Consider the following 15,152-nt stretch of genomic DNA (forward strand, 5'->3'; position numbering starts at 1 on the left):
GAAATTATTGCTTGACCTGTGTCTGATATCCAGTCCTTATTAGTATCGAAACCAGACAATGACAATCATGATTCGAGAACACAGATACACCACTAACCAGGACTTGACCCTTACCGCTATCGGACCCACCTCCGGAACACGCAGTTCCCAGAAGTGCGATTGTGGTTGCTACTGCAACCGCCGTCATTTTTTTCGATAACATCTTCTCTCCTCATTGAGTGTCGATTGTTGTCTTTTTGAAGTTGGTGGCGGGACAGCTGTAGATTCCGGGCCGTTTTCTACCGCTTATCCCTTCTTATTGGTGGTGTACCGTGGGATGACCTCCGTTCAGTTGGAAGACTGATCCGCGCGAAATATAGCGCGGGGTGTACAGATGGACCTCGGGGCCGGTACCTTGTCCAATTCGTTCGATAAGAAGCTCAACAGCATTCCGCCCCGACCTCTCAGGTTCAAGTGGAACTGCGTCAAGCGGCGGATTCAGGGATGACGTGTCATAAGAAGACGCGAGTGTGAGAATCGAGAGCGGATCACCAGTTCCCTGCTGTTTCTCAACACTGAGTTCATCGAGGAAATCCCGGACTCGAACAGCTGAACAATCGAGGAGCACACCAGTGCAACCAGGGAGCATGTTTCGGATTTCCGCAACCATATTCTCGGTATCCGAAGATACGAAAACTGTTTCTATACCCAGTTCGGCGGTATAGCGCTCAAACTCGGCACGGGTGCGAAGAACGAAATTCTTCCCGATGTCATAAAGCATTTGGGTATGGCCAACGAAGGCGATAGAACGATGCCCGGCAGCTACTAACTGGTCTACAGCAAGCCGTGTGGCGGCTTCGAAATCCAAGTCAACGCAGGCTAATGATTCGTAATCATCGGGCAAACCCAAAAATACGCTTGGTATATCCATCGTTCTTAGCAATTCGGCGCGTTCGTCAGTTGCTTGGACGTCCATGACAACAACACCGTCAACGAGGCCCGTTTTCACCACGCGCTCGATATCTTGCACGGCAGCTTCGCCATTCTCAGTAAGAAGGACAACGTCATAGCCTTTACGGCGTGCGGCGGTCACAATTGCCAAAACGAAGGTCATGAAAGCAATAGGTTCCGTAGCTTCGTGCATCGGTGCGGAGAGAGCAATGATGTCGGTTTTCGTTGAGGCCAACATTTTCGCCCCGGCTTGAGGATGGAACTCAAGTTCCTCAATCGCTTTTTGCACACGTTGCCGAGTCGCCTCAGAAACAGGGCGCTTTCCTGAAAGCGCATAGGAAACCGTTGAGATAGACACTCCGGCCTGCCGGGCAACATCTTTGATCGTGGCCATTGGGATGAAACCGCCTCCTCATCGAAACGTTTCGATAAATTAATTATAACAGGCGCCCGAATTGCCCGTCAATGGCCCGTTGCGGCGGTAGGATAAAGCATGGCATGGAAGAATGTGACCCGCGGCGTGGCGGGGATATGTGCGGTGTGCTTGCTGGGAGCGTGCACGAGTAGCGGCCAGGTCCCCGCGGCGGGATCGCGGAGCGAGACCGGCGCGGCGTCGTCGGCCTTGAAGGAAAAGGCGGGTAGCGAAGCGGACTCTGCGAGCCCGAGCTCCTCGGCAGCAGAACAGAATGCCGGCAGCGAAGATACCAGCGAGGCGATTGCCCGCGAGGCACTGAAGTTCGTGGACGAACTCGCAGAAGCGGAGATGGGAATCATCCACTGGGACAACGCCAAGGGAGGCCCGGAGGACCTCAATTACGCGGGCGAACGGCGCATTGCGGTGACCTACTCGGGCGACGAGACAAGTGACTACACCGTGCGCACGCGGGTGCCGGACGATGCTGACGGCGGCCCCGTTCTGAAAAGCGATATGCGTTTCCTGATTGAGCATGCCGATTTTGGGCCGGCGGACCAGAGGGGCGTCTCCCACGGGAGCGTGCGCGAGGGAACCGCGGTGCCGGCAGCCGATACTCGTCTCCTCGAGGGATGCTCGGAGGGCGACGGGTGGATGATCACACGGGGGTGGGTGGCATACAACCGGAACACCGATGTGATTGAGTCTTTCGACTTCACCATGAAAAAGCCGGGCGCCACTATTGCGGTGCGCCAGTCGGATGGATCAACGCGGGAGGAGACTCCGTCCTGCACCGTGGTGTGGGACTTGACCGCGGCGAACGGGCGGGTGATTGACAAGCCGATGCCGAATTAGGCTGAATGGGGGAGCGGTGCGGGTTGAGGGAGCGCGGAAGGGTGCTGCCGCTTCAGAACGGGACGGTTTAGACCAAAGTGTTGAGGAAGTTGAGGGCGTCGCGGAGATTATCGAATCTGGAAACTCCATTGGGGACCACCCCGTTCGCACGGTTGGGCTTGCGGTGTGCAAGAGTGAGATTACCGGGTGGGGGCGGGGAGGTGAAGCCCCGACGCGGGAATGCGAACAGTCTGCGCCGTGGTCCCATTGATCCAAAGCTCAGGATTTCAGTGAGCCTAACCTCTGTCTTTCACTTGCAGTTTATGCAAGGATTTGGAGTGAAAGGAGGGGGTTCCCATGGCAACCGTTTTTGATGTGGCTTTGTATTTCATACAGAAAACACCGCGTAAAGAAATTTCGGCCATCTCTTTGCAAAAGCTCTGCTTTTACGCTTTTGGTTGGTATGCCTACGGCACCATTAGTCCCCTCTTCAATGAGAACTTTTGGGCAATGAAACACGGACCCGTGGTAGGGGAACTCCTCAGCGCCCACGCGGGAAGCCGCGATGTCTCTGCAGAAAGAGTGAATAACGCGGCGCAGACCATATGGCAAGATCAGCCCCAGGAACTTTCCCCCTACGAAGCTAAAGTGCTTGATGCCGTATGGGATTTCTACGGTCACCGCGATAAGTGGGACCTGCGGGACCTCACTCACACGGAGACCATCTGGGTGAAAGCCTGGGATAATCGACCGCACGGAGTCGAGCGTGCCGCGATGCTCAAACCTGATATCATCGAATATTTCTTCTCGAAGCCAGTACCCGAGGGATTACACCTGCCCGAGCGTTGTGTTTCCGTCATTGACGAGGAACCAGACCCGGACTTCGGGCACGGAACATTTATCGATGATATTAGGCAGCTATGTCGCTCATAGCGTTTCATAAATTGCTTGCTGAGAAACAGCTCGAACTTGTTCACCTAAACGACACCTACGACCTCACAGCGTTTGTGACCCATGCTGATGCCGATCGACTTGGAAGCTGGCTACGCACAAAAGGTCTCGCTATGGACAGTGAGGATAGCTGCCGCGTCTGGCTATTGGTACCTGAAAACGGGAGTCAGCCCCTTGGGTATTTCACGCTGTCCGCACACCAGGTAGTACGCAAAGATATTGTACGCAAGGACCGTTATTACGACCCGAAAAACGGCGGCGCTCTTGGAGCTTTTGAAAGGCACCCCGCTTCCCTGCTAGGAAAATTCGCTCTGAGTAGTGCTGTGGCAGGAACTCCCGGAATGGGTTCATTGCTCATGTATTGCGCTTTCGCGAAGTTTCTTTTCACGAACAAACACACGGCCGCCCGTTATCTCGTTTTACATACACAGGCTGAGCGCCTGTCTCGATATTATCGTGACAGGTATGGGTTTCAGCCGGTAATCCACCGGGATGAAGGCCAACCATTTATGCTCTACAAAACTAGCCAGGCAATCCGCGAGGCACTATCTGAGCTGGAGATGCCAGGCTTCTGACGTCAATCTACCTTGCATCAACACAGCTCCACAGACCAGGTTAACAACCCACCAACTAAGATTTTCCGCACTGCCACTACCCGGCATCGGCAGTAGTGCCCGGAAATGGTATGGATAGGTGGAGGCGCGGGCCGGGCCAGTGGGTGATGAGCCAGCGGTCGTGCGTGGCGAGGATGATCGTGCCTGGCCAGCGGGCCAGGGAATCCTCGAGGGCGTGCATGGCAGCCAGGTCAAGGTAGTTGGTGGGTTCGTCGATGACGAGGACAGCAGGCTTGGCAGCGAGCGCGAGGGCAAGCTGGGCGCGGCGCTGGTTACCTGCTGAGAGCTGCGCTATCGGGGTTGCCCACATGGATGGGTGCAGGATACCTGTGCCCAGATCGCCAATGCCGGAGTTCCAGATCTCGGGAGTGAAGCCGGGATCTCCGCAGCGCGGAAGGCGTTGCGGGACGAAAGCTGACGGGCCCGCGCAGGAGAGAGTGCCGGAAGGCTGGGCGGTTGCGTGCTGCGCGGTGGCCGCGGGCGGCGCAGCGGTAGCAGGCGCGCTGAGGTGCCGAGAGTCGAGCGGAGCCGCGGCAGACGGCGGGGTGCCAGTGGCTATCCAGGTGAGGAGCGTGGATTTGCCGCTGCCGTTGGCGCCGGTGACCAGGAGGTGCTCGCCGTGGGAAAGATCGAAGGTAACCGGGGCAAGGCGACCGGGTACCGCTGCCGCGCGAGCGGACACCGCGAGGCCGGCAGATTGGCGGGCCGAGGGTGATTGCGCCCGAGTCGCACCGGCATACTCCGGGAAAGCGAAGGTGTAACTGCGGGGTTTGCGTACTTCCCGGGTGGCGAGGGCCTCGAGTTTACGGTCGTCGTGGCGGGTGCGGCGGGTGGCCGTGCTCTGGGCGCGATCCGCGAAGAACTTCTTCGCCTTACCCTCCGCACTCGCCAAACGCACCCCACCCCGGGCAATACCACCGGATGCATAGCGATGTGCGCGCAGCTGCGTCTTTTCTTCTTGTTGGGCCAGGTAGAGCGCCCGGTAGCGCTCCTCCGCATCACGCTTGGATTCAAGGTAATCCGTGTAGGTACCGCGGCATTCCCACACCCCGCACACCTCACCACTGCCTTCGGCGCGGGCCAACTGTGCCCACACGCTCATATCCATATCCACAATGAGCGTGGCAACATCCTCAATAAAAGCCCGGTCATGGCTGGACATGAGCACCGGGCCCGGCCAGGAGCGCAGCGCACGGCTGAGGTACGCGCTTGCCTCCGCATCCAGATGGTTGGTGGGCTCATCCAAAATAAGAACCTGCGGGAGGGCCACCAACGTGACAGCCAAGTTCAGCCGCGCGCGCTGGCCCGGGGAGAGCGTGGCTAGCTCCCGCGAGCGCCCGCTCCCGGCCAACATGGTCAGGCCCAGACCAGCCACAGCGTCGTCGACCCTATCCTCAAGGGACCACAGGTCCAGGCGGGTGATCTCGGATAATAGCTGATCGTATTCGGCCGCGAACGCGCTGCCCTCCCCCAGGCGTGCGCTGAGGGTTTCGAAGCGGGCGAGTAGTTCCCGCGCGGGCGCGAAGGTGCTTTCGAGGAAGTGCGCGACAGTCGCGGCGGCGGCGTCGTGCGGCACGGGGTTCCACGGGATGGTGCTGGCGCCGGTGCGGGTGACGGTGCCGCGTTCGGGACTGAGGTGACCTGCGGCGATGCGCAGCAGGGTGGTTTTGCCGCAGCCGTTCGGGCCGATGGGAACGGCGCGGTCGGCGGCGGCGAGGCGCAGGGTGATGCGGTCGAGGAGCGGGCGGGCGGTGTAGGAAAATGAAATATTGTCAAGAATGAGGGCAGGCATGGTGATCTCCTTGGACGCGGCGGGTGATGCGGGGTGCAGCGTCTCAGCTGGGCTGAGTGGAGATCACAGTGTCATCGGAACGATGGCCTCCTTTGGCGTAGGGTTGCAGTCCCGGTTACATAAGTAAATGTAGCGACGGCGCGGGTAGTGGGTCAATGGCTATCGAATGGCGCGTGAATGCGCGCGAACGGCTCGCCACACACTAACTAACGAAATGCGCGCAGACTGACAGTGCGGCCGCCAGACTCATAGTTAGACTCATAATTTCGCAGTCTGAATTACAGTTAGCAGCCAAAATCGCCCTCAGACATTAAAAATCGAGGGAACACTATTAAACGTCTAAGAGTGTGATTCGCAGTGTGACCGGTGGCAACCGGGCGGACAGGGCGTAAAAACCACGACGTATACCCTCTGCGAGCCGTCCACGCATATGTAGAGGCCGTTCGGGTGTAGTAAAGCTGGGAACTCCGACCGCCCAGTAGTCACACGAGTCCCAGCGAAGGCCCTATGTGCTGTCGCGCCTGTACTGCGATTGCGTTACACACGCAGTACAGCCGGGAAAACATATACCGCTTCTCGCCGCACCGGCCGCAGTATTTTCAACGACGACGCGCCCTAACTCGCCGGCGGCTTATCAAGGGCTGTACCGTTGACGGAGCGGAAGTCCCATACCGAACGGCATTGCGACTTTTCTTCCCCGGCGCTGGCATCCCGAAGCGTGCCTTGCGGGTTGAAATCGGGGGTTTCCACCATGTAATCCACGTACTCAATCACTCCGGTACGTCGGTTGTACCCCACACTTCCCGCTTTAATAAACCAGTCGCCATCTTGCGCGCAGGTATCCATCAGCTGGGTGCCCAGCGATGGAAGCTTCGTTCCCTCGCGCAAAATCCCCGAAACAACCCCGCGCTCATTTTCAGCACCGTAATCGGCACTGCGAATCAGCAGACGCATATCATCCTTCGATAGCGGCGCCAGGCTCGCCTTATTGGGAGGCTGCCCGTTGATGGTGTAGTCCAGCACCTTATCCCCGTCATACCGCTGCGCCAGCTCATTTACACTGAATCGCGAGGCCCAATCATCCAGCCCTGAACGATTATTGGTGCGCAGCACCCGGACCTCGAACTCCGTGATGTTATCCACCGCGCGCAGGGCTTCCGCCGTGATCGCATCCCCCGGTGCGGGTTCCGCGCCGGGCGAGCCCGCCACCTCGGGTTCGCCCACCGCAGCAGGCGAAGGCGCCGCACTGCTTAATGAACGTGCCGCGCTAGGTGCCGGAGCTGAGCTTGCTGAACCGGCCGCCGGTGCCGGGGTGCTGGGTGCCGGTGGCGTCGTCGTACTACTACAGGAAGCGAGGGCCGCGACCGCGCAGATTCCCGCGGCGCTGCGGAAAAGATTTTTTCGTGCCATACCTCATGCTACCGCCGCACAGCCCTCAAGAAACATTCACCCGGCGTCCAGCTTCCTTGCCTAGAATCGTTTTTTATGAACGACGCCGCATCCGCGCCCGCCGCGGGAACCGCATCCGCGCAGCCGGACCACGAATCCCTCGCCCTAACCGACCCCACCACCGGGAACGAGCACGTACCCGCAAGCGACCCGGCCCGCGGGCTCAGCGCCGCGCAGGCCGCCCAGCTCGCCGCGGAAGGCAAAGCGAATACCCTGCCCGACCGCTCGGGGCGCTCGGCCGCGCAGATTGTGCGCGATAACGTTTTCACCCGCATTAATTTCATGCTCGGGGTACTGTTCATTGCCGTGATCCTCACCGGTTCGTGGATCAATAGTGCTTTCGGCCTGCTCATTATCGCGAACTCGATTATCGGCATTATTCAGGAACTGCGCGCCAAGCACACCCTCGATTCCCTGGCTGTCATCGGCGAAGCGCATCCGCGGGTGCGCCGCGAGGGCGAAGTGCGCGAAATCGCGCGCGAAGAGGTGGTCCTGGGCGATATTATCGTGGTCGCCGCCGGCGAGCAGATCGTGGTGGACGGCGTCGTCACCGAAGCCGATTACCTCGAGGTGGATGAATCGCTCCTCACCGGCGAATCCGATTCCATCCACAAGGAACCCGGCGCCGCGATGATGTCCGGCTCTTTCGTGTCCTCCGGCTCGGGCAGCTACCGCGCCACCCGCGTGGGCGCCGATGCCTACGCCGCCAAACTCACCTCTGCCGCCTCGAAATTCTCGCTCGTCGATTCCCAGCTGCAAAACGGCATCGACCGCATCCTCAAAGCCATCACCTGGGTGCTGGTGCCCGTGGGACTGCTGACGATCTGGGGGCAGATCCGCGTGGTGGGCCTGGACTGGGCCGCCATCGGCGCGCAGTGGCGCGATATCGTGCTGTCCGTGACCGGCGCGCTGGTGCCGATGATCCCCGAAGGCCTGGTACTCATCACCTCGACCGCTTTCGCGCTGGGCGTGATCCGGCTCGGCCGCCTGAACGTGCTGGTCAACGAACTGCCTGCCATCGAAGGCCTCGCGCGCGTGGATACCGTCGCCGTGGATAAAACCGGCACCCTCACCGAAAACACCCTGCAGTTCGCGGGACTCGAGTTGGTGCCCGGCGCGGCTTCGAGCAGCGGCTCTGCTTCCGGAGGCGCGAGTTCTTGCAGCGGTTCCGGTTCCGGCACCGTATGCGAACAGCACGACGACGCCGCTCCCGCCGCGCGCGCTCAGGCCACCGCCCGGGAAGCCCTGGCCCAGCTGGGGGCCGCCGACCCGGCCCCGAACTCCTCCATGGAGGCCATCCAAGAAGCCCTCGGCGCGCCGGCCCAGCCGTGGGAGGTGGCCGAACGTCAGCCTTTCACCTCGGCGAAGAAATGGTCCGGGGTGAGTTTCGCCAATGGCCAGCACTGGATTATGGGCGCCCCGGATGTGCTCCTTGATCTGGCGAGTCCCACCGGCCAGGCGGGCGCCGTCGCCCCAACTAGCGCCGTCGTGCCGCATAGCGACCCCTCCGCGGCCGCCATCAACGCAGCCCGCGAACGCGCCGCCGCCATTGCCGCCACCGGCCAGCGCGTGCTGCTCCTGGCCCGCAGCGATACGCCGGTCACGGCCGCGAACGCGCCCGGCAACCTTGAGCCGCTCGCCTTCATTTTGCTCGACCAAAAAATCCGCCCGGATGCCTCCGATACCCTGCGTTATTTCGATTCCCAGGGTGTGGCGGTCAAAGTTATCTCCGGTGATAATGCCGCGGCGGTCGGGGCGGTGACCACGCAGCTCGGCGTCAATGTGGGCACTCCCGTGGACGCGCGCACCATCCCGGAGGCGCGCTTCGCGGAAACGATTAATGAAAATGCTGTGTTCGGGCGGGTGACCCCGGATCAGAAACGCGCTATGGTGGCGGCGCTGCGCGGGGCGGGACATACTGTTGCGATGACGGGCGATGGCGTCAATGACGTGCTTGCCCTCAAGGATGCCGACCTGGGCATCGGCATGGGCTCCGGCACTTCCGCAACCCGCTCGGTCGCGAAAATTGTGCTCCTCGACGATAAATTTGCTTCATTACCGCACGTGGTCGGCGAGGGCCGGCGCGTGGTGGGAAATATTGAACGCGTAGCGCGGCTTTTCCTCACCAAAACGGTGTATTCGGCGGTGCTGGCCATCGCGGTTCTACTCTTCGCACTTCCCTACCCCTTCGTGCCGATTCACGTGACGATCACCGGCTGGTTCACCATCGGCATCCCGGCCTTCCTCCTCTCCCTGCCGCCGAATAACGACGCCGCACGCCCCGGTTTCGTGCAGCGCGTCATGCGTTTCGGTTTCCCTGCGGGCCTGATCGTGGGGGTTGCGACTTTTATTACTTACGTGATGTTGTACGACGGCGCAGCTAGCTCGGCATATGCGACTCAGGTGTCCACCGCGACTCTTCTAACGATGATTATTGCCTCCTCGTGGGTGCTCGTTGTGGTGGCCCGGCCCTATGTCTGGTGGAAGATTCTGCTGATTTTGCTGCCGCTGCTCGGGTACGGGGTGATTTTCCTCTGGCCGTTCACGCAGCGCATCTTCATGCTGGATTCCTCCAATACCGGGGCGATGGCCCTGGGTACGCTGGTGGGCGCGGTTGGCGCGGCGCTGATTGAGGCACTGTGGTGGTTCTTGGGGCTGCACTTCGGGGAGCCGGCTCGGCTGTGGCAAAGCGCGGAGCAGCGGGCCGCGCAGCGCACCCAGGCTGAGCTGCGCAAGAAGGCCACCGCGGAACGGCGCGCGGCGGACACGGCAAAATAGCGCGGGCGCGGGCGCGAAGTAGCGGGTGTTTCTCTGCTGGCCGAAAGGTGCTGAGCTTGGTGAACGCGAAAGTTGCTTGCCGCTCCCGGCCGCCCTCTGATTGAATGATTGTGGCTTGGCCCGTGTAGCCGAGCGCTCCGGTGTGTCCGGTAGCGTGCGGAAAGCGGCCAGGTACCTGTCATATCGGGGGCGTTTTCGCCGGTTACCGTGCGCGTTTATCGCGCGGGGTTACCGCGCACCGCTCCCGCGCATCGTTAGGATTTATCGTGAGCGAAGAAGACGCAACCCGGTCGCCGCAGGGCGGCGAACCCACCCGAGCTTTCCCTCCGCACGGCTCCGAGAACACCACCCCCTCCTCTCCTTCGGCCGATTATCCCACCCAGGCTTACGCTGCTAACCCCGGTACCTACCCCGGTCCGGACCACTACGGCGCCGCGCAGGGCAACCAGCCCGGCCTCTACGGTGCCGGGCAAGGAAACCAGCACGGCAGCGCCGGATATCCGGGTGTCCAGGCAGGGCCCGGCAGCCAGTACCCCGGCCAGGCCGGCTACCCGCAGCAAGGCAATTATCCGGGTCAGGCCCCGCAATATGGCTCCGGCCAGGCTGGACAGTACGGCGGCCCGGGTTACCCCGGCGGGCAATACGGTGCTGGCCAAGGCGGGCAATACGGTGCTGGCCAAGGCGGGCAATACGGTGCTCCCGGATACCCGGGCGGTCCGGGTAATCAGTATCCCGGTGGCGGCCCGAACGGCCCGAACGGCCCGCGCGGTGCTTACCCGGCCGGATACGGCCAGCAGCCCAAGCAAAGCAAAACCGGGCTTTTTGTTGGAATTGGCGTCGGCATAGTTGCGCTAATCGCGCTGGTTGTTGGCCTCATTTTCTTCCTCAACCGGGATAAGGCCAGCGATGATGCGCAGCCCGATCCCAGTTCGGTGCCTTCGATCAGCGCACCCGCCACGCCGGACGGCACCGCCGCACCGGAAACCAGCAAGGCCCCCATCCTGGATTCACCCACCGCGCCCGCCCCCGCGCCGTCCGGCAACTCTGGCGACTCAGCGGGCAAGGACGGCAAGGACGGGCTGACCTACACCTATCCTCCGGAGAAAATCGGGGCCCTCTTCGATACCTTCCTTAAGGACCCGACCTTCACCGAGGCCTTCGGTAAACCCGAACGCGATGACGCCGGAGCCTGCATTGGCAATGCCGCGCAGGGCAAGCTATCCGACCAGTTCATTGACGTCCTCGAGCGTGCCAGCAAGGGTGATATCACAGCCGGCAACGAAATTGAGGACCCTAAGTTCATGAACGACCTCCTCAACTTCATCCTCATCATGGACTCCTGCGGAGTGAATATCACGATGCAATAGGATCCTTCGCCGGCATACGTCAGTTCACTGTAATTCACCCGGGCACCGATTCCCCTCGAGGAATGAGTGCCCGGGTGCTTTATCTCCGGGCACACCTCACTGCGTATTATGCACGTGGCCGCATAGGCGACGTCGTACATGCTCCGCATCACAGGCCGCACCCTGCCACAAACTCAACCGGGCAGGTACACTCAGAGCCCCAAGGAGGTTATGTTATGCATAATAATAATTATTATCATTGCGAGCACGGCGACCACGCCGGCGGGCAATGCACCTGCGCCCAGCGCAGTTCCAACACCTCCTCTGCATCGGCGTCAGAGGAGAGCAACCTATCCGAGGAGGATGGGGAATCATTTAACGAGGACGGCGACGACGGCCACCTCTGCCGTCTGGCTCGCACCCCCGCTGCGGTAGCTCCCGCGGCCGGCCACGAGCATGCCAGCGGGCACGACCACGGGCCCGGGCATGTGCACGGTGCCGGGGCGCAACGCGGGCGCATCGCCTGGGCGCTCGGTATTACGTTCTCCATCCTCATAGCCGAGGTGATCGGAGCATTCTGGCTCGGCTCGCTGGCCCTCCTTGTGGACGCCGGCCATATGCTCACCGATAGCGCCGGTCTGGTCATGGCGCTGGTGGCCGCTCACCTCACCACCAAACCCGCCACCAACCGCCGCACCTGGGGATATGCCCGGGCGGAGATTATTTCCGCGTGTTTGCAGGCGACGCTGCTCCTCGGGGTGGGTATTTTCGTCATTATCGAAGCGATCAAACGCCTCACCGACCCGCCGGAGATGCCTGCCGCGCCCCTGCTGATTTTCGGCATTATCGGCCTGCTCGGCAATATCGCTTCCATGCTGATTCTGTTCACCGGGCGCGGTGCCAGTCTCAATATGAAGGCCGCCTTCCTGGAGGTCTGCAATGACGCGCTCGGTTCGGTCGCGGTGATCGTGGCTGCGGCGTCGATCTACTTCACCGGCTGGGGCGGCGCGGATGCGATTGCCGCGATCCTCATCGGGATTCTTATTATTCCGCGGGCGCTGCGGATTCTGTCCACCGCGCTCAACGTGCTGATGGAGGCGACGCCGCAAGGCCTCGACCTGGACGACGTGCGCCGGCACATGGAAAATCTGCCGCACGTGATTCGGGTGCACGATATGCATGCGACGACGGTCGCCACCGGGCTACCAGTGCTGAGCGCTCACGTGGTAGTTGAGGATGAGTGCTTCTTCGACGGGCACGCCCCGCGGATCCTTGACCAGCTCCAGCAGTGCGTTGCGGAGCATTTCCCGGTCAAGGTGGAGCATTCCACTTTCCAGCTTGAGCCGGCCGAGCACAGCAAATGTGAGTATGTGCCGCACGGGTAGAGAGTGGAGCTAGGTCGGAGGTAGCGCTGGGCCGCGGGCTGCGGGCTGCGGGTAGCTCTCAGACGCGGGTAGCGCCAAGCGCGGGTAACGCAAGCCGAGGTCGCTGTCAGATGCGAACACGACCGAAAGTAACCGCAGGCAGCCGACAACCGCAGGCAAAGTGTGGGGGCACCTCAATCGAGATGCCCCCACACGTGTGCGTTCACCGATGCGCTCAGCTGGCAGGCTAGTGCGTTAACGGGCTAGCGAGCCGGGAAAGTAACGCGGCAGCGCTCTATGCATTCTTGCGGCGAGTTGCCACCAGGGCCCCACCTACCAAAATAAGCACACTCCCCAGAGCGAAGGGAGCAGCCGCTTCACTACCGGTGTGGGCGAGGGTGCGACCAGCGGTCGTCGCTACCGTGCCCGGTTTGCCAGGCGCAGCGGTTGCGCCGGGCTGACCCGGTTTACCGGGCGTGCCGCTTGCGCCGGGCTGACCCGGTTTACCGGGCGTGCCGGGCTGGCCCGGTGTACCTGGTTGAGCTGGCTGTTCAGGCTCACCGGGCGCCGGCGTTTCCGGCCCGGGCTGCGGCTCCGGCTTCGATTCCGGCTTCGGCTTGACGGTCAGCTTCGCTGTCCGAGTTACCGTGGCACCCTTCTCATCGGTAACCGTGAAGCTCAGATCATAGGTGCCCGGGGTATTCGGGTCGTAGTTATTATCCGGGCTGGGCACAGCCGTACCGCTGGAAGACACCACCATATCCGCAGGATCGAAGGGATCGCCGGCCTTGATTTCCATATTCTTGAGCGTGAGCTCCGGGGCCGGGGTGAGCGGGGTCCAGCGCTTCTTCACGATGAGCTTCGCGGTGCGGGTGACCGTGCCACCCTTGCTGTCCTTCGCCGTGAAAGTAATGGGGTATTCGCCGGCCTGCTGGTTGTCATAATCACCCGTGGGTGTCACCGAGCCGCCATTCGCCGGATCGGTCAGGTCCTTACCGGCAAAATCCGTTGCGGAAACGACCATATCGGAAGGCGTAAATGCCTCACCTTCCCAGATCTCAATGTTCTTCACCTCGAGGGCAGGCTCCTTGGCCCACGCTGCGGTCAGGTTGACCACGTTTTGCCGGCGGTACCCGAGAATCCGATTGGGGTCGATTTCGTCGAAGCGGTAGGGGTTATCTACCGTGTAAACGTGGTACTTGTAGGGCGGTTCGGCCACTGGGATATTGAGGGTACTCTTCCCAATCCAGCCCAGGAAAGTGTAGCCATCGCGCACCGGATCCGTGGGCTTGTATACCGTGCCGTGCGGGGTGATGAACATGCTGTAGAACGAGCCATCCGGGGCCTGCCGCAGCGGATCGGTCGGAATCTTATCGGTCCAGGTACCGCCGTTGAGGTCATAGGTGGCGTAATTGAACTGTTCGTAGGATATTTGCTGGAAATAAATACTCTCGGTCGGTTTCAGGTCCTTCGCATGGTAGGTCAGGACGGCGTCCTTCCCGCTCCCGGTCACGCTCTGCCCCAGTTTATCGGGATAGAGCAGATCCGAACCCGTGCTGGTAATCTTCCAACCCGGCTGCATTACGATTTTTCCGTTGAGTACCCAGCCCGCCGGAATTCGCTTGAAATTCCATTTATTGGCCGGGTCGCTCGGATAGGTAATACTTTCCGATGGGTTGTTCGGGTTGTGCGCGGTGAATTCGAATTTTTGTATTTTGTCACCGATCACGTAGTTAAAATCAACAGATTGAGGCGCTGCCTCAGCCCGAAGGGGTTGCCCAACGGCGACCATCGCAATAGCAGCGATCACCGCCAGCAACCTCGAAAGGTTTCGCGCGAGCATGTGGTGTTTCCTTACCTTAGATGAGTGATGAGTGATGAGTAAACTCAACTCAAGTAAATCATATTTGGAGAGTTTATTCTCAAGTCATTCAACATTTACCCAGGTCATGACCGCGCGTTTGAGCATCTTCACAAAATTTTCACACGGCATACGTTTACGTAGAATAAATAATATTTTGCAGATTTTTGGAGCACTTGCGTTTGTGTTGCAATCGCGCGCGGTACGACGGCGCAGCTTCGGCGGCGGCGCAGCTATCGGCCATCACAAACCCCAACAGTCACACCAGCACCTGGAGAGGGGGCATGTGTTGTCAGAGCTGTACTTCGCATGTACAACATCCGCAGTACACCCCGGAAAAAGTACGCCACCTCCCGCCGGCGCGGGCTGAAGTGAGTCATTCTCCAACTTCAAGGCTGCAAAACGTGCATTTCGGACTGTTAGGGCACAGAATGTACGCCACGGACATTAAACAGCCGAAAAACTGTCACCCACGTACATTCTGTTATTCGGCTCGGCCCCTAGCCTCCTCGAAGTGTGCATTACAGACAATGCATCCCACGTAGTGTGCGTAAGAGACATGAAATCGCCCCAAAACGGTACTCTCACGCACACTTCGCTGTGGACCTGCTGTTGAACCTTCACCCACGCCACCGCGCGGTGGGCAGAGACGCGAAATCCCGCGTCACAGGCGGACCTATGACGCGGGACATCACATGGCGGTGGCGGCGGTGTCTGGTTTCAGGACATATGTCCACCCCACCCCACCACACCTTAAATACCCATGTCCCACGACATGAGTCCGGGCATGTCCCACGACATAAGTCCACACCCACACCCAC

Annotated in this window: 10 protein-coding genes; 6 read left to right on the forward strand and 4 right to left on the reverse strand. The window is 60.6% G+C overall.

Annotation, left to right across the window (positions count from 1 at the left end; genetic code table 11):
• Window positions 1-295 precede the first annotated feature (295 nt).
• Entirely contained in the window at window positions 296-1,324 is a 1,029-nt protein-coding gene (locus PWJ82_RS08895) for a LacI family DNA-binding transcriptional regulator (RefSeq protein ID WP_274736285.1), read from the reverse strand.
• A gap of 99 nt (window positions 1,325-1,423) precedes the next feature.
• Between PWJ82_RS08895 and PWJ82_RS08900 the strand changes: the two genes are divergently transcribed.
• The 3 genes from PWJ82_RS08900 to PWJ82_RS08910 all read left to right on the forward strand — a co-directional run bounded on the left by PWJ82_RS08900 (window position 1,424) and on the right by PWJ82_RS08910 (window position 3,702).
• Window positions 1,424-2,197, forward strand: coding sequence for a hypothetical protein (locus tag PWJ82_RS08900; protein ID WP_274736286.1), 774 nt, complete (start codon window positions 1,424-1,426; stop codon window positions 2,195-2,197).
• 336 nt (window positions 2,198-2,533) lie between these two features.
• Window positions 2,534-3,109 (forward strand): Panacea domain-containing protein, encoded by a 576-nt coding sequence (locus PWJ82_RS08905; protein ID WP_274736287.1) that lies wholly within the window; start codon window positions 2,534-2,536, stop codon window positions 3,107-3,109.
• Entirely contained in the window at window positions 3,097-3,702 is a 606-nt protein-coding gene (locus PWJ82_RS08910; RefSeq protein WP_274736289.1) for a hypothetical protein, read from the forward strand. Before PWJ82_RS08905 ends, PWJ82_RS08910 begins: the two co-directional genes overlap by 13 nt.
• A gap of 76 nt (window positions 3,703-3,778) precedes the next feature.
• On the opposite strand, the gene PWJ82_RS08915 is transcribed toward PWJ82_RS08910, so the two are convergent.
• Complete coding sequence (locus PWJ82_RS08915; protein WP_274736291.1) at window positions 3,779-5,533, reverse strand: ATP-binding cassette domain-containing protein; 1,755 nt, start codon at window positions 5,531-5,533, stop codon at window positions 3,779-3,781.
• A 615-nt stretch (window positions 5,534-6,148) separates the two neighbouring features.
• Window positions 6,149-6,943 (reverse strand): hypothetical protein, encoded by a 795-nt coding sequence (locus tag PWJ82_RS08920; RefSeq protein WP_274736293.1) that lies wholly within the window; start codon window positions 6,941-6,943, stop codon window positions 6,149-6,151.
• 75 nt (window positions 6,944-7,018) lie between these two features.
• Between PWJ82_RS08920 and PWJ82_RS08925 the strand changes: the two genes are divergently transcribed.
• The 3 genes from PWJ82_RS08925 to PWJ82_RS08935 all read left to right on the forward strand — a co-directional run bounded on the left by PWJ82_RS08925 (window position 7,019) and on the right by PWJ82_RS08935 (window position 12,491).
• Window positions 7,019-9,760, forward strand: coding sequence for an HAD-IC family P-type ATPase (locus tag PWJ82_RS08925; protein WP_274736295.1), 2,742 nt, complete (start codon window positions 7,019-7,021; stop codon window positions 9,758-9,760).
• 266 nt (window positions 9,761-10,026) lie between these two features.
• On the forward strand, window positions 10,027-11,127 hold the full coding sequence (locus PWJ82_RS08930) for an SKG-like transmembrane protein (RefSeq protein ID WP_274736297.1): 1,101 nt from the start codon (window positions 10,027-10,029) through the stop codon (window positions 11,125-11,127).
• 215 nt (window positions 11,128-11,342) lie between these two features.
• Window positions 11,343-12,491: a cation diffusion facilitator family transporter gene (locus tag PWJ82_RS08935; RefSeq protein ID WP_016442153.1), complete on the forward strand. Its 1,149-nt coding sequence runs from the start codon at window positions 11,343-11,345 to the stop codon at window positions 12,489-12,491.
• Between the two features lie 274 nt (window positions 12,492-12,765).
• Here PWJ82_RS08935 and PWJ82_RS08940 read toward each other — a convergent pair whose 3' ends face one another.
• Complete coding sequence (locus tag PWJ82_RS08940; protein WP_274736300.1) at window positions 12,766-14,313, reverse strand: bacterial Ig-like domain-containing protein; 1,548 nt, start codon at window positions 14,311-14,313, stop codon at window positions 12,766-12,768.
• Between the last annotated feature and the right edge of the window lie 839 nt (window positions 14,314-15,152).

The organism is Actinotignum schaalii (genome assembly GCF_028864145.1).
Taxonomy (GTDB): Bacteria; Actinomycetota; Actinomycetes; order Actinomycetales; family Actinomycetaceae; genus Actinotignum; species Actinotignum schaalii_B.